This window comes from Natribaculum luteum (genome assembly GCF_023008545.1).
Classification (GTDB): Archaea; Halobacteriota; Halobacteria; order Halobacteriales; family Natrialbaceae; genus Natribaculum; species Natribaculum luteum.
The window spans coordinates 1,884,365-1,911,105 of the sequence record NZ_CP095397.1; the positions used below are offsets into that span (position 1 = coordinate 1,884,365).

The window sequence follows — 26,741 nt, forward strand, 5'->3', positions numbered from 1 at the left end:
ACGCTCGGCCTAGTCCCACGACTCGGGCCAGATCCCCGCCGCCCGCATTCCCGGTTCGTACTCCTGTTCTTGCAGCGCCGCTCGCAGCGTGTCCTCGTCGATCCGGGGGACCTCGAGTCGACCCAGTTCCCACACCAGCAGCGCCGTCAGCATCGCGTGCTCGCGGAGATTTCGCGGATCGACCTTGTCCCGCGTGTCGGCCGCCGTGTGTCCCCAGCCGCGGCCGCGTTCGCCGCCTGCTGGTGGTTCGCTGTGGAGTTGCAGCGACGGGACGCCGGTACGGAGGAACGGCCAGTGGTCGCTGAACGGGTGTGGATCCGGCTCGTGGACGACCGGCTGGCCGTACTCGCGTCCCACGCGTTCGGCCGCCTCCGCGAGCGGCTCCGAGGTGTGGCTGTACGCCTGCAGATTCCGGAACCGGCCCGCGCCGTCGACGTTGACGACGGCGCGAACGTCCGCTTCGTCGACCGCCGCCGCCAGCGCCTCGGCACCGAGCAGCCCGATCTCCTCGCAGCCGACGCCGGCGATCCGGACGCGACACGCGAGGTCGTCCTCGAGGGCGGCGAGGATCGACGCGGCGGCGACGACCGTGGCGACGCCACAGCCGTTGTCGAGTGCGCCCTCGGCGACGTCGTGGGCGTCGTAGTGGGCGAGCAGGAGGATCTCGTCGGTCGTGTCTGGCCCGACCGTCCCGTGGACGTTCTGGCTCGAGCCGTCTGCCGTCGTCGCGTCGACCCGAAGGCGGGCGCGACTGCCCCGGTCGGCGTACTCACAGAGCCAGTCGTGGGTCTCCGCGCTCACGCCGACGCCGGGCATCGCGGCCTCGTCACCGAAGCGCACCGCGCCGGTCGGGGGAAGCTGGCCGGGGACGTGGTTGCCGAAGACGAACGCCTCCGCGCCGGCCGCCGCGGCGTGGCCGAACTTCTCCATCCGGTGGACGAACCGCTGCCCCGGCGGCGTCGTCGTGCTCGCGACCGCGATCGCCCCCCGCACGTCGGCTGCCTCGATCTCCTCGGGCGTGCCGTAGCCGACGTCGACCAGTGGTCCCTCGACGTCACCCGCCGCGGAGTACGGCAACGCGATGGCCTCGAACGACCGTTCGACGCTCTCGCGACCACCGCCCTCGGTCTCGTGGTCGACGACGGCGAACTCGGTCGTCGCCCGCTCCCAGTAGCGCATCGCGAACTCGTCCGTTCGCACGTCGGTGACGCCAGCGGCCTCGAGTGCGTCGCCGACGATCTCCGCCGCGTGCCGTTCGCCGGGTGAGCCACCCATCCGATTCTCGAGTTCGGTCAATCTCGTTAGCACCCTCCACGCCCGGTCGTCCGACCACGCCCGCCCCAGCGCGCGCTCGAGCGTGGCGGGTCTGTCGTCGTCGCGGTTCATGGCCGGTATCGGACGGGAACCGACAAAAATCTCCGTCTCCCCGATTCCGGGTTCGGCAATCTTTAGCAGTTGCGTTTCGAAACACGAGTATGAGTTCCGTACCGGACCGTTCCGAGATCGACGCGGAGTACAAGTGGGATCTCGAGAGCATCTACGCGACCGACGAGGACTGGGAAGCGGCCTACGAAGAGGTCGCCGAGCGCATCGAGGACCTCGCCGCCTACGAGGGGCAGGCGACCGACGACGCCGAGACGTTACTCGAGGTGCTCGAGCTTCGCGACGACCTCATGCGCGAGGTCTCGACGGTCGCCTCCTACGCCCGCATGCGAAGCGACGAGGACACGACGAACCAGGAATACCAGGCGATGTCCGCCCGCGCCCAGTCGCTGGCCGCCGAGGCCCAGTCGGCCGCCTCCTTCGTCGAACCGGAGATCCAGTCGCTGACCCGCGAGGAGTTCGAGGAGATGCTCGAGGCGGAATCGGACCTCGAGACCTACGACCACTACGTCGACGACGTGTTGCGGATGAAACCCCACACCCGGTCGACGGAAGTCGAGTCACTGCTCGCTGACTTGAGCGAGGTCACGGGTGCGACGGGCGAGGTGTACAACATGCTCTCGAACGCCGACATGGAGTTCCCGACGGTCGAGGACCCCGACGGCGAGGCAGTCGAGATCTCCCAGAGCAACTTCGTCAACCTGCTCAAACGCCCCGACCGCGACTTCCGCCAGCACGTCTACGAGGCCTACTTCGACGAGTGGGAGTCGGTCCGCAACACCGTCGCCGCCTCCTACAAGAACAGCGTCAAAGCCGACGTGAAACTCGCCCGCGCGCGAAACTACGACACCGCCCGCGAGGCCGCACTCGACGGCCCCAACGTTCCCGTCGAGGTCTACGACACGCTCGTCGAGACCGTCGACGACAACCTGGACAAACTTCACCGCCACGCCGAACTCAAACGCGAGGCACTGGACGTCGACGAACTCCGGATGTGGGACCTCTACATGCCGCTGACCGGCGACGAAGGGCCGGACGTCCCCTACGACGACGCCCGCCAGCACATCGTCGACGCGCTCGCCCCCCTCGGCGAGGAGTACCAGTCTCGCGTCGCCGACGGCCTCGAATCCCGGTGGGTCGACGTCTACGAGAACGACGGCAAGCAGTCCGGTGCCTACTCCGGTGGCACCTACGACACCCAGCCCTTTATCCTGATGAACTACCAGGACGACATCTCCTCGATGTACACGCTGGCCCACGAACTCGGCCACTCGATGCACTCCGAGTTGACGAAAGACGAACAGCCTTTCGTCTACTCGAGTTACGAGATCTTCGTCGCCGAGGTCGCGAGCACCGTCAACGAGGCGCTGCTGACCGACCACCTGCTCGAGACCGTCGACGACGAGCAGTTCCGCCGTCACGTCCTGAACGAGTTCCTCGAGCGCGTGCGCTCGACGCTCTACCGGCAGACGCTCTTCGCGGAGTTCGAACACGAGGCACACGAACTCGAAGAGGCGGGCGAACCGCTCACCGCCGACCGACTCGACGACCTCTACCAGGGCCTCAAGGAACGCTACTACGAGCCCGCTGACGTCGACGACCGCATCGCCCGCGAGTGGATGCGCATCCCCCACTTCTACCGGGCGTTCTACGTCTACCAGTACTCGACGGGCATCTCTGCCGCGCTCGCTATCGTCGACGACGTTCTCGAGGAGGGCGAGGAGGCCGCCGCGGATTACCGCGAGTTCCTCCAGCGCGGTTCGCGGGAGTACCCGCTCGACCTCCTCCGGATCGCCGGCGTCGACATGAGCACGTCCGACCCGATCGAGCGCGCGCTCGACACCTACGGGCAGCGCCTCGAGCAGCTGGCGTCGCTGGTTTGATCCGGCGTTTTCGTCGGCCGTCGACCGCCGGAAAGCGGAGACCCGAACCGCCCGTTCGGCCGTAACGGACCCGTCTCTCGTACGGTCTGCTGTCCCGCTTTTCCGCAGCGCCCGCCCGACGGGACGCGGTCGCTGCAGCACGGACGAACGGGGGTCCGTATCAGTGGGCGTCCGCGGGTGCGAGCGACGCCCCCGCGACGAGAAGCGGCGTGCCGACGACGACGATTCCGATCGCGTAGATCGCAGCGCCGAGGACGAGAACGGGGGCGGAGACGAACCCACCCCCGACCATCGGCGACGTAAACGACGCGAGCGGTGCGACCGCGAGCACGAATCCGACGGCGACCGTCCCCGCAGTGAGCAGGCGGTTCCCCCGGCCGGCCGCGTAGCCCGCGGGGAGCAGCACGAAGATGGGAACGAGCGCCGGCAGACTCGAGAGCAGCGCGTAGTGGAGCCGTTTCTGGGTGATCCCGACGGCGATGGCGATCGTCACGCCGACGGCGAGGGCCGCCCCGAACGCCGCCCCGGCGACGAGCGCTCGATATGTCACGCGCTCGCGAACGGACGGCCGGCCAAGCGCCGCCCCGAGCACCGCGACGGCGACGCCGATGCCGAACAGCGGCGCAGCGTACCCACCGAACAGTAACAGTCCAACACCCGCGAGCAGCGCGAGCGCACCCACGCCGGCCAGAGCGACTTTCGGTTCCGGTCTCGCTCCCAGCGCGTCCCGAACGCGTCCGGGTTCGAGTTCGGCGATCCAGTCCCGCTCGAGTCGCGAGAGCACGCCGCTACCGACGGCGACCAGGAGCGTGACCACCGCCGTCGGGAGGACGATCGAGACGAGCGCGTTCAGCGCGACCACCGGGGCGACGACCGACCCGACGGCGAGTGCGCTCCACAGGGGGCCAAGTGTGGCGTCACGCGGGACGAACGTGACGAACCTGCCCGTCTCGAGTCGCGTGAGCGTCATCCGTCGGCCATCGTCCGACACCGTCGCACCGGGGACGGTTCGTCCGACGCGACTCCCGTTCGGTGCGACGACAACGAGTCGGTCCGCACCGAGCCCGTCGAGATTTCGATAGCCGTACTCCCTGGTGAACTCGCCCGATCTGAGCGTCCCGCCGATCGACGGCTCGGCGAAGTCGACCTCGCGATAGCGCATCGTCAGGACCCCCGCCGGGGAGACCGTCGCGTCGACGGCGTCTGTATCCCACATCGCCCTGTCGGCGATCCGCATCCGGAGGGTGGCGTTCGAGCGAAGCCGCTCGACCTCGACGCCGCGTGCGTCCTCGAGGTGGTTGCGGACGACCCAGGTCGCGCTCCCGTTCTCCTGGATGGACACCGTCGCGGTGCTTCGCTCGACGGCGAGGTCGACGCCGTAGGCCTGGGCGGTCGCCTCGAAGGTCTCGCCACACGCGTCACAGAGCGGCCGCGGCGGTGGCATGGCGTCGCCCGGTGCGACCGCACCGAACAGGGCGACGACGACGAGACAGGCGAGGACGACGCAGCGGCGACGCGTGACCATACACCGTCGTCACGACGCACCAACATGTACTTTTTCTACACTGACGGTGGGGGCGTGTCACTGGCGGTGGCGGCGTTCCCCGTTGCGATCGGCGTGGCGTCCGCCTCGTACGTTCGTCTGACCGATCTCTCGGCCGACGTATCGCCTTCGTGACCTACAATCCGTCCGGGACCCAAAGGCACATTTATGATCCGCGACTTAGCGCCTATATCAGGATGTCTCGAAGTCCGTCTCTCCCCGACCGTCCCAGCCGCGAGATCGATCCGGACATGCCGGACGACGAGCGGCTCGAGGCGCTTCGCGCTCACTTTTACGACATCGTGGACGTCCACGATCAGCTGTCCGAACAGCTCGAAGCCGCCGAACAGCGACGCCGCTCCCTCCACGAGAAGGTCGACCGAATCGAACGCGAGAACGAGGCGCTGAAGAGCTCCTCGCTGTACATCGCGACGGTCGAAGACGTCGTCGACGACGAGGTCGTCGTCAAACAACACGGCAACAACCAGGAGGTGCTGACCGAGGTCGCTCCGCGGATGCGCGACCGACTCGAGGCCGGCGACCGCGTCGCGGTCAACGACTCCTTTGGCATTCAGACGATCCTCAGCGCCGAGACCGACGCCCGCGCGCAGTCGATGGAGATCGACGAGAGCCCGTCGGTCGGCTACGAGGACATCGGCGGGATCGACCAGCAGATCCGCGAGGTGCGCGAGGCCGTCGAACAGCCACTTTCCCAGCCCGAACTGTTCGAGGAGGTCGGTATCGAACCGCCGAGTGGCGTCTTGCTCTACGGCCCGCCGGGCACCGGGAAGACGATGCTCGCGAAGGCCGTCGCCAACCAGACCGACGCCACGTTCATCAAGATGGCCGGCTCGGAACTCGTCCGCAAGTTCATCGGCGAAGGGTCGCGACTCGTCCGCGACCTCTTCGAGTTGGCCCGCGAACGCGAGCCCGCCATCATCTTCATCGACGAGATCGACGCCATCGCCTCCCGTCGGACCGACTCGAAAACCTCCGGCGACGCCGAGGTCCAGCGGACGATGATGCAACTGCTCTCCGAGATGGACGGCTTCGAGGCCCGCGGCGAGGTCCGCATCATCGCCGCGACCAACCGCTTCGACATGCTCGACCGCGCCATCCTGCGTCCGGGTCGATTCGATCGCCTCATCGAAGTGCCCGAACCCAACAGGGAGGGCCGCGAGCAGATCTTCGGGATCCACACCCGGGGCATGAACGTCGACGAGACCGTCGACTTCGGCGCACTCGCCGAGGAGACCGACGGCTACAGCGGGGCCGAGATCGAGAGCGTCGCCACCGAAGCCGGCATGTTCGCGATCCGCGACGGCCGCACCGACGTCCGCACGGAGGACTTCGAGAACGCACTCGAGAAGATCGAGGACGACGACGGCAGCGACGTGATCTCCTCGGCGGGGTACTTCTACCAGTAACCTCTCTCCTCTGGACTTCGACTCCGTTTTCTCGAGGGTGCGTGGTTTCTGACGCTCGGCTGACCGCTACCTGCCGGACGACACAATCCCGCCAAGATCAGCCCGCTCGTGGACCGACTCCGAAACCTCACCCCACCCGCCGTCGAGGACGTCCGGGACGGCCTCGAGACCATGGCACGGGCCGACGAACTCGAAGAAGAGATCGAGGCAACCGACGCGCTTATCGACGAGATCATCTCCGAACTGGACTGTCTGATCGACGAGGAGATCGAAATCGTCGAGGAGGCCGTCGGCGAGTACCCGCTGTTCACTCGCGTTCCGTCTAGAGAAGCTGCCATCGAACGGCTCTCGCACCGACGCTGTCGGACCCTAATTCGATCAATACAGGTCAATCACATGGCGGGACAGCTACTAACCTCTCTGAATCCCATCAGAAGTGTAGTGCAAGGTGTAGAGGATGTCTGCAGTAGACTAAATAACCAACCGTAGCTCTGATTAGTCCTCAAAGTATCTAATCAGGTATGATCAATTTTGTGATGTTATTCATCGGGATTGTACTCACGTTTTTCGGGTGGGTTTTTTATCAAGATCCGCAATCTGGATTCCAAATACACAATTTTCCGTTTACGTCGGGTGACAATGGACTGACTGAAGCCGGAAAGACCCCATATCGAATCCGTGGAATCTTTCTTATGGCTGTTGGTATTCTGTTTATCATCACGTCACCGTTTTATTGACTTAATCACCAATACGACTCCAGCAGATTTACTCTCGACCGTGAAGTTCCGTAGCAAGATATGCGCTGTACATCTTGCACGGCGCTTAGAACATCTCTCAGAATTGCCAGAACCGCTGGCGGTCAATACGCATACGTACATATCGGCTATTTCACCATGGAAGTGAGTGTACCCAACGCCGTGGGAAGCCTTCTATGATGCCCTCGTCTAGAACGAAAACTCGAGGAGCGAGGCCTCGAATGGTGGATGGTGGTGGTCGTGACCGCCCTCGAGTGGTCAGTCGCTCGATTCGAGCGCACCCACGGGGATTCGACAGCCACAGGAACGGGCGTACTGCGCTGTCGGACCGACGGTCGTCACGTCCGCGACCGGCGTGTCACAGCGTGGACACGGCGGGAACGATTCCGGGCTCGACTCCGAGTCGACCGACTCGGAATCGATCGACCCGCTCATCGACGCCCTCCAACTCGAGATCGACCCGTCAGTGTCGGTGCGTGACTGCGATACGTCGGCCGTGCGAGACGTTTATGTCCCGTCAGGACGAATCCGAGCATGGCTTTCGAAACCCCTGCATGGGTTTGGAAGCCACGTCTCGGGTGTCACAGCACCCGGGACACTTCGTTTCGTGTCCTGTAGCGCGTGGCTTCCGTTCTAGTCGTTGACCTGTAGGGAGATAAATCTACTGTCCCGGCGCGGGAAGCTATTGCTGTGCGGTACGTTCGACGGTGGGCCCGGGGGCTCGAGTCGAGGTGATCGATTCGCGCCTGCTCGAGTAGCAGTCTCCGTACGAGTCCCGCTCGAGGCGGTCAGTCGTCCGACTCGAGTTCGCCCAGATGGATTCGACAGCCACAGGGACTGGCGTACTGGTCCATCGGTCCCGTGATCGTCACGTTTGCGACGGGTGTGCCACAGCGTGGACACTCTGGCAGGGACGACGAAACCGACTCCGAGTCGGTCGACTCGTTCATCGAGGCCCTCCAGCGCTGAACGTGCTCGCGTTTGACATCGTGGTTCGGTAGTGATCGTCGGTCGTTCGAGACGGTTCTTCTCGTCGAGACGACTCCGGACGCGGCTTCAGCGACTGCCGCATCTCGGACGTACACCCGTCCGGCACGCGTCGGTTCGCGTGCCTCCCGGAGCGCGATTTCCGTTCTGATCGTTGACCTGTAGGGAGATAAATCTACTGTCCAGTTGCGAGAGAAGATACTGCTCGGCGGTCGATTTCACCGCTCGGCGGTCGTCACCGTCGGTACCATCGCGGATCGATCACGGTCACCGCCCGACCCAGACGTCGTTGCTGCTGGCGCTATCGTCGCCGCCTCGAGTGTCGCCGTTCGACCTCTCGAGTGACGACACGATTTCTCGACACGATCGAAACACGAGACGAAGACCGGGCCGTCGGTCGTCCGCCGGAACGCAGCCGAAGTGCCGTCGGCCAAAGGCTTTCAGTTGATTTGCCGTATGCTATCGTATGACTCTCAGACGACTGTTGAGGCGGACCACGGTGTCCGGGCTCGCGGCCGGTATCGTGTCACTGCTGCTCGGCCGGGGGAACGCCAGCGCCCGCGACGACAGTCCACTCCAAGTCCGGGAGGGTATCGAAACCGTGTCTTTGCCCCCGCCCGAGACCGACGGCGACGTCGCTGTCGAACGGGCGATCGCGAACCGCCGCTCGAGACGCGAGTACGCTGCCACCCCGATCACGCGACGAGAACTCTCACAGTTGCTCTGGGCGGTGCAGGGTATCACCGATCCCGAGAGCGGGTATCGGGCAGCGCCGAGTGCGGGAGCCCGGTATCCGCTCGAGGTGTACGTCGTCGTGGGGGACCCCGGCGTCGACGGTCTCGACGCCGGTGTGTATCGGTATCGACCCGAGCCACACGACCTCGCGCTGTCCGCTCGAGGGAACGTGCAAGCCGAGTTGCGAGCGGCTGCAGTCGGTCAGGAGCCGGTCGGACGAGCGGCCATCGATGTCGTGATCTGCGCCGTCGACGAGCGCACCACTCGCGAGTACGGTGAACGTGGCCGGCTTCGATACGTCCCGATGGAGGCCGGACACGTTGGGGAGAACCTGTACCTGCAGGCGGAGGCACTGGACCTCTCGACGGTCGCGATCGGTTCGTTCCGCGACCGTCGGGTGCGGACCCTCGTCGACGCTTCGCCCGACTGCCGACCGCTTTACATCTATCCGGTCGGAGCGAGGGCCTGATACGGTCTGCTGTCCCGCTTGTCCGCAGCGACCACGTTCGGGCGGTCGCTGCGGGACGGCCGTACGGCGGTTCGTACGATACTATCGGACGATAGTCTGGACGACTCGATCGCGTCTCGGCGACTGTCGCCAGCAGCGAGGAAACGAACGAGAGAGCGAATCGCAAGGCCTTACGCCGGCGGTCCCCGACGGACGGACATGAGCACGATTCGAGTCGTCTGGGGGTCGGCGTCCGCGCCGACGAAGATGGCCTCCTACGACGCCGCACTCGCCGACGCGGGCGTCGAGAACTACAATCTCGTCGCCGTCTCGTCCGTCGTTCCCGCCGAGACCGACGTCGAGGCCGTCGGCACCGCGCCCGACCTCGGCCCCGCCGGGGAACGGCTGACGGTCGTCGAGGCTCGAGCGACGGCCGCCGGCCCGAGCAGCGTGAGCGCGGCCCTCGGCTGGGTGCAGTCGACCGACGGCGGGCCGGGACTGTTCTACGAGGCTGCCGGCGAGATCGACGCCGCGGACGTCGAGACGCGCGTTCGCGAGGGACTCGCCGCCGGCGGCGACCTCCGGGACTGGCCGCTTGGCGAGCCTCGAGTGCGCGTCGAGACCGCCGAGGCCGAACCCGGTACGTACACGACGGCCGTCGTCCTGGCGGTCTACGGCGAGAGCGAGCCGATTATGTGATTGTCTACCGAGTACCACGAGCCGAACCCTTTTTACGAGCGCATCCACTATCCAGGATAACGAATTCTCATGAACGGGAACACGCCGTACGCAGGGCTGCCGGGTGTGACGCAGGCTGGTCACCGGACCGCGGCGGATATTCCGGACCTCTCTCGCGACCAGAAACGAACGCTCCATCGTGACGTCTCGCGTATCGCCGCCCGCACGCGAGAGTTCCTGCCCAGCGAGTACGTCGTCGACTCCGAAATCTCGCAGGGCGTCTCTGGACCGCAGGTGACGGTCGCCGTCCAGCCGCCGATCGGCCACCCGGTCAGTGCCGGCTTCTCGCCCGAACTCGAGGTCGGCGAGACTCCCGAGGAGATCATCACGGCCGACGAGCGCGACGAGGTCGCCCGTGGGCTAGCTGCCAGCGCGGCGTTGCAGGTCAAACAGGCGATCAACCAGGGCGTGACGCCGACGGCACGGTAACGAAACGACGATTTTCAGCGACCTCTCTCGACCGGGAGACAGCACCGCGAGTTGTGACGCGTTCGACCGTGATCGTCACACTGCGGTCCGACCGATGGCGTCACGACTCGAGGCGAACGCGAGACGAGACGGCGAGAACGTCGTAACTATCGAGGCGAGGTCTCACTTCCCCCAGAAGGGGTCGCGCTTGCGCTGTTTCTCGAGGTACATGTTCAGCGCCTCGAGTTCGTCGCCGGGGATCTCCTCGGTCAGTTCCTGCTCTAGGATCTTCGCGTGTTTTTCGGGAATCTCGGTCCAGAGTTCTTCCCCTTCCTCGATCTGGCGGCCGACGGTGGGGCCGTCGATGGCGACGGAGACGCGCTCGCCCGCGCGGGCCTCGTCGACGTCTTCGCCCTGTTCCTGGATGCCCTTGACCTGGCCGACGCGTTCGGGTTCGTTGCCCTCCCACTTGACGACGAACGTGTTGTTCTGGAGCGTCCCGGAGTTGACCTCGACGCCGACGACGGCGGGGTCGTTCTGGCGGAAGACGTGATCCGGCAGGATCCGGAAGCGTGCGGGCCGGGTGATGTTCTCGAGGATGGTGTCCTGCTGTGCGCGCTCGATTTCCTCGACGAACTCCTCGTACTCCTCGATGAGCTGGTAGATGACGTCGTCGGTAAAGAGGCGGACGTCGTCGATTTCGGCTCGCTGTTTCGCGTCGGCGAGAACGTCGACGTTGAACCCCAGGATGGCGCGCTGTTTGTGGTCGTCGGCGGTCGAGGCCACGGAGACGTCACGCGGGGCGACGTCGCCGACCTCGGCGCGGACGATCGGCACCTCTGCCTCCTCCAGGGCGTCGGCCATCGCCTCGAGGCTGCCCAGCGTGTCGGCTTTGACGACGACGCCTTCCTCGTCGGTATCGACGGCAATGTCTGCGAGTTCTGCCTCGACCTCCATGATGACGTCCTCGAGGTCGCGGTCGCGGACGACGCGGACGGGTGCGCCGGCCATCGCGTCCGCCAGATCCGGGGCGGCGACCTTGATCCCTGCGGCGGCGGAGACCTCGTCGACTTTCTCGAAGCGACTCTCGGTGCGGATCTCGGCGAGCGGGCGGGGCTGGAGCAGTGCGCGGACGTCGGTGACGATCGGTTCGTTCATGCCACCGACGACGATCGTGTCGTCGGCGCGGATCGTGCCGTCGTACAGCACCGTGTCGATCGTCGTCCCGAAGCCTTTCTCCTCTTTGACCTCGAGGACGGTCCCGACGCCGGGACCCGACACGTCGATCTCCATCTCCTCTTTCATGTACCGCTGGGACAGTCCCATCATGACGGCAAGCAGGTCCGGGACGCCCTCGCCGGTCATCGCCGACACCGGGACGACGCCGACGTTGCGCTGGAAGTTCTGGACGCGCCAGTAGAGGTCGGCGGAGAAGCCCTCGTCGCTCAAGTTGCCGATAATCTCGTAGAGGTTCGTGTCGACGTCGGACCGGACGCGGTCGGACTGTGACTCGTAGGTCGGTTTGATCGGGGTATCCTCGTTCGGATTCCAGCCGGGGACCGTGTCGATCTTGTTCGCCGCGACGATAAACGGCGTCTGGGTGCGCCGGAGGATGTCCAGCGCCTCGATCGTCTGTGGCTGGAAGCCGTCGTTGACGTCGACGACCAGGATGGCGATGTCGGCGAGTGCGCCACCTCGAGAGCGAAGCGTCGTAAAGGAGTGGTGCCCTGGCGTGTCGATAAAGAGCAGGCCGGGCAGGTCGAAGTCGTCGGGATCGACCAGTTCGCCCGCGATCCCCGAGATCACCTCGAGTGGGACTGCGGTAGCGCCAATGTGCTGGGTGATGGCGCCTGCTTCGCCCTCGATGACCGCGGAGCCGCGGATCTTGTCGAGGAGACTCGTCTTACCGTGATCGACGTGTCCGAGGACGGCGACGATCGGCGTTCTGAGAGATGTGGGGTCGCGCGTGTCCGTGTCCGACATGATGAACCACCCGAGAAGGTCTTTGTTGGACTGTCTGTTGGCCAGCAGTTAAACCCATCGTCACGCCCCTGTACTCCGTCCCCGATCGAGTCTACACTACGGGCCGCCCACGACAGCGTCGGTCCCGCGTCAGACAGCCCGTGGCGTTTAATACTGATTAGTAAGTACGAAAACGCATGAGTGACATACTCGCCGAGAACCTCTCGGGTAAGGCCGTCATGGGGTCCGACGGCACCGAGCTCGGACTGCTCTACAACATCACGATGGATCTCAAATCCGGCAAACTCCACGACCTCGTCGTCGAACCGGACGAGGAACTACCGGCTCGATCGGTCGACTTCGACCGCGACGAGACCGGCCGCTTTCTCGTTCCTGTCAGACACGTGCAGGCGGTGAAAGATTACATCGTCGTTCAACGGTAACGGTATGTACGTTCTCGACTCGTCGGCTTTTATCCACGACTATCACACGACAGAACAGACTGCGACGATTCCACTCGTCCGCGAAGAACTCGAAGACGAGAGCGCCTATCGCTACGACGCGATGGAGGGATCGGGCATGCACATCCACATCCCGAACGACGACGCCACCGAGAAGGTCCGCCGGGCGGCACGGGAGTCCGGCGACCTCGAGGTGCTCTCGGACACCGACGTTCGCCTGATCGCCACGGCGTTCGAACTCGACGGCGTCCTCGTCACGGACGACTACGCGATGCAAAACGTCGCGGAGAAACTCGACGTCGACGTCGAGTTCATCGCCCGCGAGGGGATCACCGAACAGCGCGACTGGCGGTTCCAGTGTCAGGGCTGTGGCCGGGAGTTCGACGAGGAAAAAGATCGGTGTCCAATCTGCGGTTCCGACCTCGCGCGCAAGAATCCGCAGTGACGGTGCAGTGACGTAATCGGCCCGGCCAAGCCGGGTCGTCTTCTCTCGAGCGACCACTGATCAGACGGACGTGACGTAGAGGTTCGCGAACAACAGCGCGTTGTAGACGCCGTGGACGGCCGCCGGCACGAGGAGGTTCTCGGTCCGCTCGTAGATGGTCGCGAGCACGAGCGAGAGCCCGAAGATGACGCCGAGGCTGGCGACGACGGCACCGATGCCGGCGGTGCCGTAGGCGAGGGTGTGGACGGACGCGAAGATGACGCTCCCGACGACGATCGCGCCACCGCGCGAGAAGACGTCGTACAGCGACTTCTGGATCACGTTCCGGTAGAGCAGTTCCTCGAACGGACCGATGATCAGGATCGCCGCCGGCACGAGCACGAGTAGAATTTCGGGATTCTGTGCGGCCTGTTCGGTCGTGCCGTGGTCTGCGTTCTCGACGCCGACGAGTTGCAGGAACAAACTGATCCCGTACAGCGTTCCAAACAGGACGACGATGCCACCGACGACCCAGCCGACGTCCCGTTTTGTCGGCATCCGCAGGTCGATAAACGAGAGGTCTTTCCCCGACAGGCGGAGGTAGCCAACGGCGACGATCGCCGTGCTGATCGCCATGCTGATCTGACTCAACGCAGTGAGCAGTACCTGTGAGAGTTCGTCGACGAACAGGTAGACGGGAGCCGCCACCGCGAACATGACCAGGTACGTCGAGAGCAACCCCACGACGCCGAGAAGTGCCAGACTGGCCGTCGCGGCCGTCCGCCGTTTCAGCCCGCCACTCGAGATGCCGGTGTAGTCGGCGACCGCCATTCCGACGGCACCGCCGGCCGCGAGAAACGCCGCGAGAACCAGCGGGAACGAGCCCGAGACGGCCGGCAGCCCGACGCTCCCGGTCACGCCCTGGTTCAGCGCGTACCCCGAGAGGAGGAGGACGGTGAGGCTGGCGACGGCGGCGATCGGCGCGCCGGTCGACCGCTCGAGGCTGCCGTGTCGACGGCCGAGGAAGACGCCGAGAGCGACGACGGCGAGCGCGAGCGCGGCCAACACGACGGGATCGTCGATGCCCTGTCGAACCGGGACGAGGAGTCCGGCCATCGCGATCCCGGAGAGGGCGGTCCCGACCGCGGAGACGGCGTCGAACTCGAGTTGGCTGCCGTCGTCGACCTGTGCTGTCTCACCCATACGTGACCTTTCGACTGTAGCCCCAAAGCGTCATCGCATGCGGAACGCGTCGTCGTCGTCAGCGCTCGACGCGAAGCATCCGCTTTTCCGAGACGGCGTCGGCCTCCTCGAACTCGCCGCCGCCGAGCAGCCCCCGCGTGGCCTTCTTCGCCCACTCGACGGCGGGCTGGTCGAAGGCGTTCACGCCGTAGAGTTCGCCCGCCAGCACGCAGGCCGCCTCCATGCCGTACAGCAGGCCGCCGAGTTCGTACTCGTCGACGCGCTCGAGTTCGACCCGGACGTTCGGCAGGCCGGTGGCGGCGAGGCTCGCCTCGGTCGCCTCGAACTCCGCCTCGAGCAGTTCGCCGAGCGTCGAGTCGCCGAGGTAGGCGAGTTCGTCGACGTCGGTGTGGGGAATCGCGCGATCCTCGCGCTCGCGGGGCGTGACGAAGGTGACGAGTTTGTCCCGCGGACCGGCCCGGTAGAGCTGGAGCTGGGAGTGCTGGTCGGTCGCGCCGAGCGCCCGGATCGGCGTCTGCCCGAGGTCGTCCTTGCCGAGACTCTCGGCCCACAGCTGGGCGAACCACTCGGCGTAGGTCTCGAGCGACTCCGCGTAGGGCATCATCGCGTTCGCGGACGCGCCGCGCTGGTCGAGCGCGTACGTCGTCGCGCCGTAGGCGTAGGCTGGACACTCGAACAGCGATCCCGCGAGCGTCTCCGATTCTGCGCGTGCACCGTCGAGCAGCGCCTCGAGGTCGGCCCCGCAGACAGCGGCGGCGACCATGCCGACCGCCGAGAGTGCCGAGAACCGGCCGGGGACGCCGTCGGGGACCGCGAGCCGGGGCAGGTCGTGGCGCTCGGAGAGGTCCGCCAGCGGACCGGACTCGCCGGTCGTGACGATCGCCCGCTCGGTCCAGTCGACGCCCGCGTCTTCGAACGCCTCGCGGACGACGAGGAAGTTCGCGAGCGTCTCGGCGGTCGTCCCCGACCGGGAGACGACGTTTACCGCCGTCGACTCGAGCGGGAGCGCCTCGAGACGCGTCGAGACCCACTCGGGGTCGACGTTGTCGAGGAAGACGGTCTCGGTGTCCGACCCCAGGGCGTCGGTGATCGTCGCCGCGCCGAGGGCGCTGCCGCCGATGCCGACGGTGATCAGCGCGTCGGCGTCACCGACGGGGTCGACGGCCGCCCGGATTTCGTCCGGGTCGGTCCGTTCTGGGAGGTTCAACGCGGCGTAGCCGTGTTCGCCGTCGGCACGGCCTGACTCGATACGTTCGTGTGCCGACGCGACCCGTTCGTCAAGTCGCTCGAGCGACTCGCGCGAGACGCCCGGCGTCGCGACCGGCGAGAGTGCGTTTCCGATGTCGACGTCCATGTGCCAGTGGCCGACTGCTGGGAGTAAAGACGTTCCGTCACGCACTCGTCGACGGCGGACGGTATCGCATCGCTTATTCGGGCCGACTGCCAACGTCGGGCAATGAGCGAGGCAGTCGACACCGACGCCTACAGGGGAGTCTTCGGTGCGGTCCCGTACGCGTTTCGGCGAAGCGACTCGCGGCTGTTCAAGCTGTACGCCGTCGTCGGCGCGGTGCTCGCGCTCTTGCTCTCGCTCGTCTTTCTGCTCTCGCTCGTCGTCTTCATCGGACAGACCGTCGACACGTCGGCGACGCTGTCGCTCTCGCGGTCGTTCGTCGTCGTCGTCGGACTGTTGACCGTCATGCCGATTCTCGCCCCGATCCTGTTCGTCGCACGCCGACACCGGCGAGACGTCGGCCACGACACCCGGTACGACCGCCGCCTCGCGCTCGCTGGCTTCGCGTTCATCTGTTCGATCTACGTCGGACTCATCGTTTCGACACCGCCAGCACAGCAAGTCGAGGTCACGGGCCCGCTCACACCAGTCGTCGAGGCCCTGTACGGGCTGCCGTCGCTCGTCGGCCTCGTTCCACCCGTCCTCGCCGCGCTGTCGATCTACGCCGTCCATCGTCTCTCCCGGTGACGCCGACTCGAGACGAAACCCCGAAAGCCGTCGACGGCCTTCGTTCGTGTATGACCGAGAAGACGGGCACGTTCGTCGTCACGCACGCGGAGGACGACTCCGCTGTCGTCCGCGACGTCGACACCGCACAGATCCACACGCTCTCGTCGAACCCCGGTCTCGAGGTCCGCGACGTCCTCGAGGCGACTGTCGCGCCCGACCCGCCGCTCGAGGTCACCTGGCAGGTGATCGAGGTGGCCTCGCGGCGGCAGGTCGAGGTGGTCGACAGCGACCTGGAGCCGACGGTCGCGTCGAAAGACGCCGCAGCCGACGCCGAGGTCGGCGACCTCGTCCGCACCGAGCGGGCCGGCACCGGCGAGATCCACGTCCTGTCGGTGCCATCCGAGGAAGTCGACGACGCCGCAGCGGACGTCCTCGAGGACCTCGAGACGGTCGCGCGGGCGGCCAGGCTCGACGTCGTTCGCGTGGAGGTGCGCCGCTCATGTGGGGATGGCGTGTTGAGCGTCCGCTACCTGCCGGACTGATACTGCCGGACAATACGGTTCAGCCGTCGATCGCACTCGAGACGCTCTCGCCAGCGGCGACAGCCGTCGAGACGCGATCGAGTATGTACCGACTGTTGTCCGGTAGTACGATCTGATCAGGCGCGGCTCGGCCCGCCCTCGCTCTGGACGCGCCAGCTCCCCTGCAGGTCGCAGGCTTCACGGACGTCGTACTCGATCGCCGTCTCCCCGCCGACTCGCGGCCCGCCCTCGACGCGCTCGACGCGCAGCGGCACGTCTAACGTGTTCCCACAGCAGCCGACGCCGACGAATTCCTCCCAGACGTCACCCTCGCGGGCCTCGTCTCGTGTCTTTCGCAAGAACGCCTGAAACGACGGTTTCTCGACCTGGAACCGGCCCCACCTCGAGAGGTCTTCGGGGTAGGAGAGGACGACGCGCGTCGCGACGTCGCCAGCCGTTCGTTCGGGTGCGGATTCCATACGCGGGGGTACGCACTCGAGAACTAAAGGGATAGTGCGGCTCGGTTCGTTCGTTGCGTTCGTCCTGAAACGCCACGAATTGAGAAGGCTTACTTGATCCGCCCGCAAGTGCTCGCGTATATGGGGTACTTCGACGTACCGGAGATCGACTACACCCGGTACACAAATCGCCAGCTCGCGGCGGTCCCGCTCGCGGTTCTCGCCGTCGCGTTGCTCATCCTGGCCGGCTGGTTCGTGGCGTTTGGGACGCCAGTCGACGCCGGGATCGACTTCACTGGCGGTACCGAGTTGACGATCGAGACGTCGACGGATAGAGCGGACATTGCGGCCGCGTTCGACGAGGAGCCAGCGTCCATCCAGGCGGTCCAGGCGGCGGACGACCAGTACATCGTCCAGTTCACCTCGACCGACCAGGAAACGCTGCGCGACCAGGCCGAGTCGAAACTCGAGCCAGCGGCGGGAAGCGACGGGGTCGTCCAGTCGGTCTCCTCAACCTCGGCGAGTTTCGGCTCGCAGGCCCGCCAGACGGCGCTGCTCGGGATCGCGGTCGCGTTCGTCGGGATGAGCCTCATCGCGTTCTTGCTCTTTCGGACGTTCGTCCCGTCGATCGCCATCGTCATCTCGGCGTTCTCGGACCTCGTCATTCCGCTCGCGTTCATGAACGTCGCGGGCATCCCGCTCTCGCTTGGCACTGTCGCCGCGCTGTTGATGCTGATCGGATACTCGGTCGACTCGGACATCCTGTTGAACAACCACGTCCTGCGACGGGGCGGTGACTTCTACGAGAGCACCTACCGTGCGATGCAGACTGGCGTCACGATGACGCTGACGTCGATGGCCGCGATGCTGGTCATGGCAATCTCGGCGTACGCGTTCGGTATCGACCTGCTCGCGTCGATCGGCGTCATCCTCTTCGTCGGTCTCGCTGCCGACCTGATGAACACGTACATGTTGAACCTTAGCCTGCTTCGCTGGTACAAGTTCGAGGGGGTGAACCGATGAACCCGATCGCGTTCGTCAAGAACTACTGGCGCGTGCTCTTGCTCGTCGTCTTCGTCGGCGCTGCGCTCGTCGCGCTGTTCATCCCGGGCGGCATCTTCGCCGACGACAGCATCGCTGCCGCCGCGAACGACACTACAACGAACGAGACCGACGCGGCCGGACTGACCAACCTCCAGTACGGTCTCGGCCTCGACGGCGGGACGCGTCTCAGCGCGCCCGTCGTCGGCATGACCGCGGAGGACCTCGAGATCGACTCCGGCCAGACGGCGACCGTCGAACGGACGCTGTACGACGAACTCGGCGTCGATCCGGAAGACGCCATCGTCCGCTACGACGAGGAGAGTGGAAGCTACACTGCCGAGGTGTTCGTCGACTCCGACAACGTCACGCACGCGGAGTTCGCCGCCGCCCTTCAGGAAGCAGACGTCGACGCGACCGAAGACGACGTCCGAGACGGCGTCACGAAGACGACTCGAGAGGAGATCGTCCGGACGATCGAGACGAAGGTAAACGAGGCCGGTCTCTCCGGCGGTCGGGTGACGACCGAAGAGACGCTCGGTGGCGAATACTTCATCGTCGTCCAGGTACCCGACATGACGTCCCAGGAGCTTCGGACGCTGCTCTCCGAGCGTGGCGTCGTCGAGGTCGTCGCACACTATCCCGAAAACGGGACGCAGGTCAACGAGACCGTTCTCGTTCGCGACGACTTCGATACGATCGGCGCGGCGTCGTACAACCAGCGCGAGGGCTACCACTACGTGCCCGTCACGGTGTCGGACCAGAAAGCACCGGAGTACCAACAGCAGATGAAAGAGTTCGGGTTCACGAGCGCAGAGGGGATGCAAAACTGTGGCATCAAGGATCCCGAAACCGGCGAGATCGACTTCGAGCAGGCACAGCCCAACTACTGTCTCACGACGGTCGTCGACGACGAGGTCGTCGATGCACACAGCATGAGTCGCGACCTCGGCCAGAGCATGGACCGCGGGGAGTGGGAGAACAGCCCGCAGTTCCAGATGATCACGCCCACCCAGCAGGAGGCACAGTCGCTCTCGGTCAACCTGCAGGCCGGCAGCCTCCGCGCGCCGCTCGACTTCGAGAGCTCCCAGACGTACTCGATCCAGCCCGCGCTCGCCGACGACTTCAAGCTCTACTCGCTTTTCATCGGCGTGCTCGCAGTGCTCACCGTCAGCGGCGTCGTCTACCTGCGATACACGGACGTCCGCGTCGCCTCGCCGATGATCGTCACCGCGCTGTCGGAGGTCGTCATCCTGCTCGGCTTCGCCGCCGCCATCCGGATGCCACTCGACCTCTCGCACATCGCCGGGTTCGTCGCCGTCATCGGGACGGGGGTCGACGACCTCATCATCATCGCCGACGAGGTGATGTCCGAAGGCGACGTCAACTCGAGACGGGTCTTCCAGTCGCGGTTCCGGAAGGCGTTCTGGGTCATCGGTGCGGCCGCGGCGACGACCATCATCGCCCTCTCGCCGCTGGCCGTGTTGAGCCTGGGCGACCTTCGCGGATTCGCGATCATCACCATCCTCGGCGTGCTGGTCGGCGTGCTCGTCACCCGCCCCGCCTACGGTGACATCCTGCGGTACCTGCTGACCGGCGAGAAGTAGCTGCCGGCCGATTTCATCTCCTGGTTTTCACCTCGCTCGAGTGGCGAGCCGACGCTCACGTCGGAATGACGGTCGTCGCGCCGATGCTCTCCGCGAAGATCCACACCACGAACAGGCCGTACAGCACCAGCAATAGCAGTGCTTCGGGTCGCGAGAGTAGCATCTCCGTGCGCATGGCGGTGAAGAAGACGACCGTCGAGAGGACCAGAAACCCCATCATCGGGACGACGTGTTCGAACGTGATCGGCAGCGCGCCAGCCGCGATGACGCCGAGTGGAACGGCCACGAGCAGGTCGAAGACGTTGCTTCCGAGGACGTTCGCGAGGCTGACGCCGGGCCGGTCGGCTCTGGCCGCCGCGATGCTGACGAACGCGTCCGGGACGCTCGAGCCGGCGGCGACGACGACCATCCCCCACAGGAACGTCGGCGTGTCGAACGCCTCGCCGAGGCCGATCGCAGAGCGCACGAGCGCTTCGACGCCGACGACGATGACGACGAGACCGACCCCGAACCACAGCCAGGTCCGAACGCCGACGCCGTCGATCGACCGATCCTCGTCTTCCGTGGTGTCCAGGTACTGCGTGAACACGTAGAGGCCGTACAGCGCGAGCGGGAATAGCGCCAGCGGGCGCGTCATCGTTCCCTGGAGGAGACCGTTCTCGGTGGGGTTGTAGATGACCGCGAGCGAGAACGTAAGCAAGAGGACGGCGACCGCGAGCATGTAGAACAGCGCCTCCTTGTACACCAGGCTCCGGCTCGTCTCCATCTGGCCGCCGACCAGTACCACGACACCCGGGATGACGAGGAGGTTGAACACCGCAGAGCCGACGATGGCCCCGATGCCGAGTTCGAACTCGCCGTGGAGCAACGTGGCGAGCAGGACGCTCACCAGTTCGGGCATACTCGAGCCGACGGCGGCGATGATCGCCCCCTGGACGACGCCCGGGACGCCGTAACCCGTCGCGATGCGGTCGGCGGCATCCTCGAGCCAGACGCTGCCCTTCCAGACGACGCCGGTTCCGACGACTGCCAACCCGAGGAGCGCGAGGACCTCGATCATGACGTCCCGTCGTTTCGGACGGGACATAAAAGAGTCGCCGTACGCCGGCGATTCTAGAACTGATCGAGGCCGGTCTGCTCGGCCGTCGCGAGGACGTCGTCGCAGGTCGACCACGACCGGCGGGCGAAGGGTGGTAACTCGCCGTGATCGGCGACGTACTGCTCGAGGAACTCGCGGGTGGTCCGGTCGCCGGGGTAGCCGCTACCGACGTCGCCGTACTCCGCAGCGATGGCGGCGACGTGGGCGTCGCGTTCGACCTTGGCGACGATGCTCGCCGCCCCGACGAGTTTCGAGTCGTCGTCGGCACCGTGGCGCGCCTCGATGTCGACGTCCGTCCGGCAGGCGTCGGCGACCCGTCGGGCGAACCGATCGGCGTCGGTGTCGCAGGCGTCACAGAGTCCACGGATCGTCTCCGCGCAGCCGTCGACGGCGTCGTCGATCGCCCGTGCGTGTGCGTCGACCGTCAGCGCGTTCATGTCCGTCGCCGGGTCGTCGATCCGGGCCGTCGGGACCTCGGCGACGCCGATCCGGATGCGATCGTCCGCACGGATCGTCGCGGCGAGTTCCTCGCGGCGCGTCGGCGACAGTCGCTTCGAGTCGGCGATGCCGTCGGGCAGGTGGCTCCGCTCGGTGACGTAGACTGCAGCCGCGAACATCGATCCGAACACCGGTCCCTTGCCCGCCTCGTCGACGCCGACACGTCCCATGCGCTCGAGTGATCTCGCCGCGAGCAAAACCCTTGCCCTCTCGCGTGGCCGCTCGGTTCGTACGGACTCGTTTCCGGTGCAACCGCGACCGCCCTGCAGTTGCACCGGAAAATCGGCACAGCAGACCGTCTCAGTCTCTGAAATACTCCTCGAGTTCGAACGGTTCGTCTTCGCCCTCGACGCCGATCACGTCGAGGGCCGTCACCTCCGCTTCCACGCCGAGCAGGCCGGCGAGACTCGGCTCCGTGCGGCCGTCGTCGCCGCTAATCAGCTCCTTGATGTAGAGTCCACCTTCGCCGTGGACGCGGACCTCCGCGCGCGTGGGCTCGAGTAACTCTCCGTCGATCTCGTGGACGGTCCGGGTACGGGTGAGGTTCGCTCGCCGGTGGTCGACGCGCTGGGGCGTGTACTGTTCGACGGTCGCGCCGTCTAGCTCGGTGAGTGCGTCCTCGAACGCCGCGTCGTCGACGGGCTCGTCGAACTCGACGTCCGCGCGGTAGCGTTTGCTCGCGTCGTGTTCTTTGACGCGCTCGACCATCTCGTAGGTCGCCAGCCGGAGGCCCTCGACTTCGACTGCACCGTTGGCGGCGTCGTTGATCTCGCGCTCGAGTTCGTCGACGTCGGGACTGCGCTCTTTCGGACGCTTGACCTCGAGGACGAACGGTCGTCCCTCGCCGAGCATGCGGGCGTCGACGTCCTCGCGACCCGCCCCGTGGAAGGTCCCCTCGTCGCCGGCCATCGCCGCGACGACGTGGGGTCGAACGACCTGCTCGACGCTCGTCTCGTACATGTAACCTGTGCCGTCGCAGTAGTCGCAGGGCTCTTCGCCTTCGTCACCCAGCTGAACGCCGCTGCCGCCACACTCCCGGCAGGGCCACTCCGTCTGCGGAACGTCCCGCTCGAGTTTGCGGTAGCGACCGTAGACGAACGCTGGATTGACCCGGACGTCCACCGCGTGGCCCGTGACCGTCCCCTCTTCGATCGCCTCGAGGGGGTCGAACGCCTCGAGGTCGACGACGGCGAGGACGTCCGGGCGTTCGAACTCGACGTCCGCGCCCGTCTTCGCGCCGATGCGACGACCCACCTCGCGGTTGACCTCGCGTTTCATCGACTCGCCGGCGTCCTCCTCGAGGCCGGCGTCCTCGCGCAGCAGGCGCTCGTTTTCCTCGACCAGCGGCGGCACGCGGCTGCCGACCTGATAGGTGTCGAAGTCGACGCCCTCGAGTTCGTCGACGACGGTATCGGCGAGCGCGTCGAACGTGCCACAGTACCCCTCACAGACCCAGCAGTCGGCGGGGTCGTCCGACTCGAACGGTTCGTCGTCTTCTAACGCGACGGTCGTCCGCAGCGCCCGGCCGCGTTCGGCGTTCGTGAGTCCGAAACTCCGTTCGGCGAACGGACGGCCGAGACACGAGTCGCAGACGGGGCCCGTCGCCAGCAGCGCACGGACGTCCTCGGTGAGCGTCATTTCCGTCCACTCGGTGCGCCGACGGTAACACGCTTTCCTTTCGCCGCGCTCGCGCGTCTCCGTCGTGTACTGGGGCTTCAAGTCGGTCGGGTTCTAGCCGCCGATATGGAAGAGATGCGACTCGGTCGCCGCCGATTTCTCGCGGCGGCAGGTGCCGGGTTCGTCGGATCGCTCGCCGGCTGTGCCACCCCCCGGTCCGGCCCGTCGTTCGAGACCGACGAGGCGCCGATCGATCGCGACGATCGAGCCGACGGATCGACGTACACGGAGGTCTACGAGCGGACGATCGACTCCGTCACGCTGGTCCGGGTGTTCGGCGTCGACGATTCGGCGGGCGGCCAGACCCGTGGCCAGGGCTCTGCGTTCGTCTACGACGACTCCCACGTGGTGACCAACGACCACGTCGTCTACGGTAGCGACCAGCTCGAGCTGCAGTATCCGAACGGCGACTGGTCGACCGCGGCGGTCGTCGGCACCGACTACTACAGCGATCTGGCCGTCCTCGAGGTCGATCACGTCCCGGACGTCGCCACGCCGCTCGAGCTCAGCCAGCAGTCTCCCGTCGTCGGCCAGGAGGTGCTCGCGATCGGGAACCCGTACGGACTCGAGGGGTCGATGTCGAAAGGCATCGTAAGCGGCGTCGACCGGGCACTCCAGGTACCACAGCGTGACTTTGCGTTTCCGAACGTCGTCCAGACCGACGCGGCCGTCAATCCGGGCAACAGCGGCGGGCCGCTCGTCGACCTCGACGGGACAGTCGTGGGCGTCATCAACGCCGGCGGCGGCGACAACATCGGCTTTGCGATCTCGGCTGCACTCGCCCGTCGCGTCGTTCCGGCACTCGTCGACGACGGCGTCTACCGCCACTCGTACATGGGGATCGGCCTGCGGACCGTCGACCCGCTCATCGCCAGGGAGAACAACCTCCCGCGTGCGACCGGCGTTATCGTCACCGACGTCCCCGAGGACGGCCCCGCCGACGGTGTCTTGCGCGGAAGCGACGAGGTCGTCCGTCGCAACGGGGCCGTCATCCCCGTCGGTGGCGACGTGATCCTCGCGATAAACGACGAACCGATCCCCGATCGACACGCCCTCTCGACGCACCTCGCGCTCGAGACCAGCCCGAGCGAGACGATCTCGATCGAGATTCGGCGCGACCGCAGGACCGAGACCGTCGACCTGACGCTTGGGGCGCGTCCGCTCGTCGATTGATACTGTCTGCTGTTCCTGTTTCCCGGCGCAACCGCTGGACGGGGCGGTCGCGCCGGAACTGGCGGACGGCAGACACTTCGACATCCCTGGACTGACGCGTTTCTGACCGTTCGAAACGAGACGTTAACGCCAGTTCATCCGATTTCACGTGACTCTACCGCAGCTATAACGAGTTCGAACACGTCAAAACCCGTCACGTTCTTTTTCAGTCGATTAAAACGATCGAATTCGTCGTCGATCTCATCCTACCGTCCGAGACGGCGCGTTTAGCACGTCGATAACAATAGTCCATTCTCCTGTAGCATCGACTCGAGCGATCCAACCGCCCCCCTGATCATGAGCCACGACGTCGACACCAGACCCGACCGAACCGAAACCGACGATCCGGCAGCCGAATTCGATCACGTCACGATCGACTGCGACAGCGCCCCCGACGAGTGTGCGATCTTCCCGCGAGAGGCTACCGAGGAGGAACTACTGACCACCTGGGTCACCGCCCAGGGCGACTCGTTCGTCGACCTCGAGTCGATGCGCTGACTGGCCATGGAATTCGGGAGCTCCGTCACGACCGTCGCGTTCTGGCTCGGTGCTCTCCTGCCGCTTCTCTACCTGCCGGTGTTCGTCGTCGGCATCGACTCGATCACTGCCCTCACGTCGTTTCTCGCCCTCCTGACGATCCACGTGGTGGCGCTGGTCGTCGGCCACGACTACCCGGAGACGCGCTCGCGGTAGGACCGTCGGCGCGGCTCTCGACGCTCGTCCTCGAGTCGCGCGAAAATCGGCCCGTGGTGTCGAATTGCCTCGGCGCTCACCAGAGCTGTGCGATCGGCGTCCCGCACGCCTCACAGAGGACCGCGTCGTTTCCCTTGTACTCGTCGCGGACGAGTTCGCCGTCCACGCAGAACTGACAGTCTCGTCCCTCGAGGGTGACGAGCAACTCTCGCCCCGCTGACTGCGCTCGTGCCATACCGCGATTGCTCGTCGAACACATTCTAAACGGTTGGCCCCGCGTATGCAACCTCCGTCGACGCCGTCGCCACTCGAAGTCGAAGCGCCTATTTCACTGCTCGCGTAACGTCAGCGGGATGTGGCCCTGGGGACACGTCGCCGTCGCGTACCTCCTGTACACCGCCTCGATCAGCCGTCGGTCCGACCGGTCAGTCGCCCCTCTCGCCGTCGTCGCCCTCGCGGTCGGCTCGCAGGCACCCGACCTCGTCGACAAACCGTTCGCGTGGACGTTCGACGTCTTGCCCGGCGGTCGAACGCTCGCCCACTCGATTTTCTTCGCCGCGTTCGTGCTCGCGACAGCGTACGCCGTCGCCCGCCGCATCGACCGGCCCGAGTCGGCGTCCGCGTTCGGACTCGGGTACGTCTCACACCTCGTGGCCGACGTCCCGCCGTCGATCCTCACCGGCGACCTCTCGGGGACCGAGTACTTCCTCTGGCCGCTGCTCGAGGTCCCGCCAGAAGAGCCCGTCGCGGGAATCCTCGACGCGTTTCTCAACTACTACGCGATGGGGCCCTACGAGTGGATTCAGCTGGGTCTGTTCGCCGTCGCCGCCGTCGTCTGGTATCGCGACGGAACGCCGGGTCTCGAGTGGGTCGATAGACTGCTGGGTCGACCCACCGATCGCTGAGCGCACGCGAGTCGCCGACTCGAGCGCGAGCGAAATCGAGACCCCTATTTCTCCGGCTCCCGACGCTTCGCTATGCGCCAGTTCGTTCTCATCGGCCACGACGCCCCCACCGAGCCGGAGTTCTCGCTCGACGACCTCGCCGGCGGTGCCGGCCGTCTCGATGCCCTTTGTCGTTCGATCACCTCGGCGTTCGTCCTCTCACACGGCATCCGCGAGGACGCCCGCGTCTACCTCGTCATCCAGGACGAACTCACGATTACCTTCGACGGCAGCGAACTCCGACGGCTCAACCCCGACGAACGATCGACCGCTGCACTCGTTCGAAAGGCACTCGAGCACCGCGACGAGGCCATCGGCGCGCTCCCGGCCGAACCCAGCCCCGGCATCGAACTCTACCGACGGGGGCTCGAGGCCACCCTCGAGACCGTCGCAGACGAGGGCACGGTGGTGACGCTCCACGAAGACGGCGACCCGATCGTCGACGCCGATGCCGACGTCCCCGACGACCCGATCTTCGTCCTCTCTGACCACCACGACTTTACCGACGAGGAACGCGCGTTACTCGAGTCCCATTCCGACCGTCGGCTCCGACTCGGTCCGAAACGGCTGCACGCCGACGACGCGATCACGGTCGTCCACCACTTCCTCGATACGGACGGCTACGCTCGCTTCTGACCGGCGACTCGAGAGCGCCGTCCCTCGTCCGACGACGA

General features: G+C 65.9%; 30 protein-coding genes. 18 read left to right on the forward strand and 12 right to left on the reverse strand.

The annotated features are described in order from the left end of the window. Positions 1–9 precede the first annotated feature (9 nt). On the reverse strand, positions 10–1,386 hold the full coding sequence (locus MU558_RS09705) for a M28 family metallopeptidase (RefSeq protein WP_246965973.1): 1,377 nt from the start codon (positions 1,384–1,386) through the stop codon (positions 10–12). Between the two features lie 89 nt (positions 1,387–1,475). On the opposite strand from MU558_RS09705, the gene pepF reads away from it, so the two are divergent. Continuing rightward, positions 1,476–3,266: an oligoendopeptidase F gene (gene pepF, locus MU558_RS09710; protein WP_246965978.1), complete on the forward strand. Its 1,791-nt coding sequence runs from the start codon at positions 1,476–1,478 to the stop codon at positions 3,264–3,266. Between the two features lie 160 nt (positions 3,267–3,426). On the opposite strand, the gene MU558_RS09715 is transcribed toward pepF, so the two are convergent. Next, on the reverse strand, positions 3,427–4,791 hold the full coding sequence (locus MU558_RS09715) for a hypothetical protein (RefSeq protein WP_246965979.1): 1,365 nt from the start codon (positions 4,789–4,791) through the stop codon (positions 3,427–3,429). Between the two features lie 215 nt (positions 4,792–5,006). Between MU558_RS09715 and pan2 the strand changes: the two genes are divergently transcribed. The 3 genes from pan2 (at position 5,007) to MU558_RS23530 (ending at position 6,973) form a co-directional block, all read left to right on the forward strand. After that, entirely contained in the window at positions 5,007–6,236 is a 1,230-nt protein-coding gene (gene pan2, locus MU558_RS09720; RefSeq protein ID WP_246965981.1) for a proteasome-activating nucleotidase Pan2, read from the forward strand. A 108-nt stretch (positions 6,237–6,344) separates the two neighbouring features. After that, positions 6,345–6,725, forward strand: coding sequence for a hypothetical protein (locus MU558_RS09725; protein ID WP_246965982.1), 381 nt, complete (start codon positions 6,345–6,347; stop codon positions 6,723–6,725). A 47-nt stretch (positions 6,726–6,772) separates the two neighbouring features. Then, the gene (locus tag MU558_RS23530) at positions 6,773–6,973 is read left to right on the forward strand and encodes a DUF6199 family natural product biosynthesis protein (RefSeq protein ID WP_486641998.1); all 201 of its coding nucleotides are present in this window, start codon (positions 6,773–6,775) and stop codon (positions 6,971–6,973) included. A 276-nt stretch (positions 6,974–7,249) separates the two neighbouring features. Here the strand turns inward: MU558_RS23530 and MU558_RS09730 are convergent, their stop codons facing one another. After that, positions 7,250–7,426 (reverse strand): hypothetical protein, encoded by a 177-nt coding sequence (locus MU558_RS09730; protein WP_246965984.1) that lies wholly within the window; start codon positions 7,424–7,426, stop codon positions 7,250–7,252. A gap of 353 nt (positions 7,427–7,779) precedes the next feature. Beyond that, a complete protein-coding gene (locus tag MU558_RS09735; protein WP_246965986.1) occupies positions 7,780–7,941 on the reverse strand; it encodes a hypothetical protein in 162 nt (53 codons plus the stop codon). Positions 7,942–8,444: 503 nt separating this feature from the next. Between MU558_RS09735 and MU558_RS09740 the strand changes: the two genes are divergently transcribed. From MU558_RS09740 to MU558_RS09750, 3 genes are all read left to right on the forward strand, one after another. Next, entirely contained in the window at positions 8,445–9,182 is a 738-nt protein-coding gene (locus MU558_RS09740) for a SagB/ThcOx family dehydrogenase (RefSeq protein ID WP_246965988.1), read from the forward strand. Positions 9,183–9,380: 198 nt separating this feature from the next. Further along, the gene (locus tag MU558_RS09745; protein WP_246965990.1) at positions 9,381–9,860 is read left to right on the forward strand and encodes a pyruvoyl-dependent arginine decarboxylase; all 480 of its coding nucleotides are present in this window, start codon (positions 9,381–9,383) and stop codon (positions 9,858–9,860) included. 69 nt (positions 9,861–9,929) lie between these two features. Next, entirely contained in the window at positions 9,930–10,328 is a 399-nt protein-coding gene (locus MU558_RS09750; protein WP_246965991.1) for a DUF5811 family protein, read from the forward strand. A 162-nt stretch (positions 10,329–10,490) separates the two neighbouring features. Here MU558_RS09750 and infB read toward each other — a convergent pair whose 3' ends face one another. Continuing rightward, positions 10,491–12,290: a translation initiation factor IF-2 gene (gene infB / locus MU558_RS09755; protein ID WP_246965993.1), complete on the reverse strand. Its 1,800-nt coding sequence runs from the start codon at positions 12,288–12,290 to the stop codon at positions 10,491–10,493. Between the two features lie 176 nt (positions 12,291–12,466). Here infB and MU558_RS09760 point away from each other — a divergent pair, with 176 nt between their 5' ends. Both MU558_RS09760 and MU558_RS09765 read left to right on the forward strand, forming a co-directional pair. Beyond that, positions 12,467–12,712 carry a PRC-barrel domain-containing protein gene (locus MU558_RS09760; protein WP_246965995.1) on the forward strand — a complete coding sequence of 82 codons (246 nt, stop codon included), beginning with the start codon at positions 12,467–12,469 and terminating at the stop codon, positions 12,710–12,712. Between the two features lie 4 nt (positions 12,713–12,716). Further along, positions 12,717–13,175 carry an NOB1 family endonuclease gene (locus MU558_RS09765; protein ID WP_246965997.1) on the forward strand — a complete coding sequence of 153 codons (459 nt, stop codon included), beginning with the start codon at positions 12,717–12,719 and terminating at the stop codon, positions 13,173–13,175. Between the two features lie 60 nt (positions 13,176–13,235). Here the strand turns inward: MU558_RS09765 and MU558_RS09770 are convergent, their stop codons facing one another. Together MU558_RS09770 and MU558_RS09775 are read right to left on the reverse strand one after the other, a co-directional pair. Further along, positions 13,236–14,357, reverse strand: coding sequence for a CPBP family intramembrane glutamic endopeptidase (locus MU558_RS09770; protein ID WP_246965999.1), 1,122 nt, complete (start codon positions 14,355–14,357; stop codon positions 13,236–13,238). Between the two features lie 58 nt (positions 14,358–14,415). Next, positions 14,416–15,711 carry a glucose-6-phosphate isomerase gene (locus MU558_RS09775; RefSeq protein WP_246966001.1) on the reverse strand — a complete coding sequence of 432 codons (1,296 nt, stop codon included), beginning with the start codon at positions 15,709–15,711 and terminating at the stop codon, positions 14,416–14,418. Between the two features lie 102 nt (positions 15,712–15,813). Between MU558_RS09775 and MU558_RS09780 the strand changes: the two genes are divergently transcribed. Further along, entirely contained in the window at positions 15,814–16,335 is a 522-nt protein-coding gene (locus tag MU558_RS09780; protein WP_246966003.1) for a DUF8056 family protein, read from the forward strand. Between the two features lie 50 nt (positions 16,336–16,385). After that, positions 16,386–16,859 carry a DUF5812 family protein gene (locus MU558_RS09785; protein ID WP_246966005.1) on the forward strand — a complete coding sequence of 158 codons (474 nt, stop codon included), beginning with the start codon at positions 16,386–16,388 and terminating at the stop codon, positions 16,857–16,859. 116 nt (positions 16,860–16,975) lie between these two features. Here MU558_RS09785 and MU558_RS09790 read toward each other — a convergent pair whose 3' ends face one another. Further along, on the reverse strand, positions 16,976–17,317 hold the full coding sequence (locus MU558_RS09790; RefSeq protein WP_246966007.1) for a DUF7968 family protein: 342 nt from the start codon (positions 17,315–17,317) through the stop codon (positions 16,976–16,978). A gap of 120 nt (positions 17,318–17,437) precedes the next feature. Here MU558_RS09790 and secF point away from each other — a divergent pair, with 120 nt between their 5' ends. Next, positions 17,438–18,319 (forward strand): protein translocase subunit SecF, encoded by an 882-nt coding sequence (gene secF, locus MU558_RS09795; protein WP_246966009.1) that lies wholly within the window; start codon positions 17,438–17,440, stop codon positions 18,317–18,319. After that, positions 18,316–19,944 (forward strand): preprotein translocase subunit SecD, encoded by a 1,629-nt coding sequence (locus MU558_RS09800; RefSeq protein ID WP_322987015.1) that lies wholly within the window; start codon positions 18,316–18,318, stop codon positions 19,942–19,944. Before secF ends, MU558_RS09800 begins: the two co-directional genes overlap by 4 nt. 55 nt (positions 19,945–19,999) lie before the next feature. On the opposite strand, the gene MU558_RS09805 is transcribed toward MU558_RS09800, so the two are convergent. The 3 genes from MU558_RS09805 to MU558_RS09815 all read right to left on the reverse strand — a co-directional run bounded on the left by MU558_RS09805 (position 20,000) and on the right by MU558_RS09815 (position 23,179). Beyond that, positions 20,000–21,004, reverse strand: coding sequence for a sodium:calcium antiporter (locus MU558_RS09805; RefSeq protein ID WP_246966011.1), 1,005 nt, complete (start codon positions 21,002–21,004; stop codon positions 20,000–20,002). A 53-nt stretch (positions 21,005–21,057) separates the two neighbouring features. Continuing rightward, positions 21,058–21,711, reverse strand: coding sequence for a ribonuclease HII (gene rnhB / locus MU558_RS09810; protein WP_246966013.1), 654 nt, complete (start codon positions 21,709–21,711; stop codon positions 21,058–21,060). 130 nt (positions 21,712–21,841) lie between these two features. Beyond that, positions 21,842–23,179: a tRNA pseudouridine(54/55) synthase Pus10 gene (locus tag MU558_RS09815; protein ID WP_246966015.1), complete on the reverse strand. Its 1,338-nt coding sequence runs from the start codon at positions 23,177–23,179 to the stop codon at positions 21,842–21,844. A gap of 105 nt (positions 23,180–23,284) precedes the next feature. Between MU558_RS09815 and MU558_RS09820 the strand changes: the two genes are divergently transcribed. The 3 genes from MU558_RS09820 to MU558_RS09830 all read left to right on the forward strand — a co-directional run bounded on the left by MU558_RS09820 (position 23,285) and on the right by MU558_RS09830 (position 25,123). Then, entirely contained in the window at positions 23,285–24,391 is a 1,107-nt protein-coding gene (locus tag MU558_RS09820; protein ID WP_246966017.1) for a S1C family serine protease, read from the forward strand. Positions 24,392–24,727: 336 nt separating this feature from the next. Continuing rightward, positions 24,728–24,928, forward strand: coding sequence for a DUF7511 domain-containing protein (locus tag MU558_RS09825; RefSeq protein ID WP_246966019.1), 201 nt, complete (start codon positions 24,728–24,730; stop codon positions 24,926–24,928). Positions 24,929–24,934: 6 nt separating this feature from the next. Further along, entirely contained in the window at positions 24,935–25,123 is a 189-nt protein-coding gene (locus MU558_RS09830; protein WP_246966021.1) for a DUF8028 family protein, read from the forward strand. 76 nt (positions 25,124–25,199) lie between these two features. On the opposite strand, the gene MU558_RS09835 is transcribed toward MU558_RS09830, so the two are convergent. Then, on the reverse strand, positions 25,200–25,358 hold the full coding sequence (locus MU558_RS09835) for an HVO_A0556 family zinc finger protein (protein ID WP_246966023.1): 159 nt from the start codon (positions 25,356–25,358) through the stop codon (positions 25,200–25,202). Between the two features lie 118 nt (positions 25,359–25,476). Here MU558_RS09835 and MU558_RS09840 point away from each other — a divergent pair, with 118 nt between their 5' ends. Both MU558_RS09840 and trmY read left to right on the forward strand, forming a co-directional pair. Continuing rightward, on the forward strand, positions 25,477–26,028 hold the full coding sequence (locus MU558_RS09840; protein WP_246966025.1) for a metal-dependent hydrolase: 552 nt from the start codon (positions 25,477–25,479) through the stop codon (positions 26,026–26,028). Between the two features lie 72 nt (positions 26,029–26,100). Then, positions 26,101–26,703: a tRNA (pseudouridine(54)-N(1))-methyltransferase TrmY gene (gene trmY, locus MU558_RS09845; RefSeq protein WP_246966027.1), complete on the forward strand. Its 603-nt coding sequence runs from the start codon at positions 26,101–26,103 to the stop codon at positions 26,701–26,703. Positions 26,704–26,741 lie beyond the last annotated feature (38 nt).

Excerpts from the sequence above, each read along its gene's own strand:
- MU558_RS09705 (WP_246965973.1), bottom strand. The coding sequence starts at position 1,386 with ATGAACCGCGACGACGACAGACCCGCCACGCTCGAGCGCGCGCTGGGG.
- pepF (WP_246965978.1), top strand. The coding sequence starts at position 1,476 with ATGAGTTCCGTACCGGACCGTTCCGAGATCGACGCGGAGTACAAGTGG.
- MU558_RS09715 (WP_246965979.1), bottom strand. The coding sequence starts at position 4,791 with ATGGTCACGCGTCGCCGCTGCGTCGTCCTCGCCTGTCTCGTCGTCGTC.
- pan2 (WP_246965981.1), top strand. The coding sequence starts at position 5,007 with ATGTCTCGAAGTCCGTCTCTCCCCGACCGTCCCAGCCGCGAGATCGAT.
- MU558_RS23530 (WP_486641998.1), top strand. The coding sequence starts at position 6,773 with ATGTTATTCATCGGGATTGTACTCACGTTTTTCGGGTGGGTTTTTTAT.
- MU558_RS09730 (WP_246965984.1), bottom strand. The coding sequence starts at position 7,426 with ATGAGCGGGTCGATCGATTCCGAGTCGGTCGACTCGGAGTCGAGCCCG.
- MU558_RS09735 (WP_246965986.1), bottom strand. The coding sequence starts at position 7,941 with ATGAACGAGTCGACCGACTCGGAGTCGGTTTCGTCGTCCCTGCCAGAG.
- MU558_RS09740 (WP_246965988.1), top strand. The coding sequence starts at position 8,445 with ATGACTCTCAGACGACTGTTGAGGCGGACCACGGTGTCCGGGCTCGCG.
- MU558_RS09745 (WP_246965990.1), top strand. The coding sequence starts at position 9,381 with ATGAGCACGATTCGAGTCGTCTGGGGGTCGGCGTCCGCGCCGACGAAG.
- MU558_RS09750 (WP_246965991.1), top strand. The coding sequence starts at position 9,930 with ATGAACGGGAACACGCCGTACGCAGGGCTGCCGGGTGTGACGCAGGCT.
- infB (WP_246965993.1), bottom strand. The coding sequence starts at position 12,290 with ATGTCGGACACGGACACGCGCGACCCCACATCTCTCAGAACGCCGATC.
- MU558_RS09760 (WP_246965995.1), top strand. The coding sequence starts at position 12,467 with ATGAGTGACATACTCGCCGAGAACCTCTCGGGTAAGGCCGTCATGGGG.
- MU558_RS09765 (WP_246965997.1), top strand. The coding sequence starts at position 12,717 with ATGTACGTTCTCGACTCGTCGGCTTTTATCCACGACTATCACACGACA.
- MU558_RS09770 (WP_246965999.1), bottom strand. The coding sequence starts at position 14,357 with ATGGGTGAGACAGCACAGGTCGACGACGGCAGCCAACTCGAGTTCGAC.
- MU558_RS09775 (WP_246966001.1), bottom strand. The coding sequence starts at position 15,711 with ATGGACGTCGACATCGGAAACGCACTCTCGCCGGTCGCGACGCCGGGC.
- MU558_RS09780 (WP_246966003.1), top strand. The coding sequence starts at position 15,814 with ATGAGCGAGGCAGTCGACACCGACGCCTACAGGGGAGTCTTCGGTGCG.
- MU558_RS09785 (WP_246966005.1), top strand. The coding sequence starts at position 16,386 with ATGACCGAGAAGACGGGCACGTTCGTCGTCACGCACGCGGAGGACGAC.
- MU558_RS09790 (WP_246966007.1), bottom strand. The coding sequence starts at position 17,317 with ATGGAATCCGCACCCGAACGAACGGCTGGCGACGTCGCGACGCGCGTC.
- secF (WP_246966009.1), top strand. The coding sequence starts at position 17,438 with ATGGGGTACTTCGACGTACCGGAGATCGACTACACCCGGTACACAAAT.
- MU558_RS09800 (WP_322987015.1), top strand. The coding sequence starts at position 18,316 with ATGAACCCGATCGCGTTCGTCAAGAACTACTGGCGCGTGCTCTTGCTC.
- MU558_RS09805 (WP_246966011.1), bottom strand. The coding sequence starts at position 21,004 with ATGATCGAGGTCCTCGCGCTCCTCGGGTTGGCAGTCGTCGGAACCGGC.
- rnhB (WP_246966013.1), bottom strand. The coding sequence starts at position 21,711 with ATGGGACGTGTCGGCGTCGACGAGGCGGGCAAGGGACCGGTGTTCGGA.
- MU558_RS09815 (WP_246966015.1), bottom strand. The coding sequence starts at position 23,179 with ATGACGCTCACCGAGGACGTCCGTGCGCTGCTGGCGACGGGCCCCGTC.
- MU558_RS09820 (WP_246966017.1), top strand. The coding sequence starts at position 23,285 with ATGGAAGAGATGCGACTCGGTCGCCGCCGATTTCTCGCGGCGGCAGGT.
- MU558_RS09825 (WP_246966019.1), top strand. The coding sequence starts at position 24,728 with ATGAGCCACGACGTCGACACCAGACCCGACCGAACCGAAACCGACGAT.
- MU558_RS09830 (WP_246966021.1), top strand. The coding sequence starts at position 24,935 with ATGGAATTCGGGAGCTCCGTCACGACCGTCGCGTTCTGGCTCGGTGCT.
- MU558_RS09835 (WP_246966023.1), bottom strand. The coding sequence starts at position 25,358 with ATGGCACGAGCGCAGTCAGCGGGGCGAGAGTTGCTCGTCACCCTCGAG.
- MU558_RS09840 (WP_246966025.1), top strand. The coding sequence starts at position 25,477 with ATGTGGCCCTGGGGACACGTCGCCGTCGCGTACCTCCTGTACACCGCC.
- trmY (WP_246966027.1), top strand. The coding sequence starts at position 26,101 with ATGCGCCAGTTCGTTCTCATCGGCCACGACGCCCCCACCGAGCCGGAG.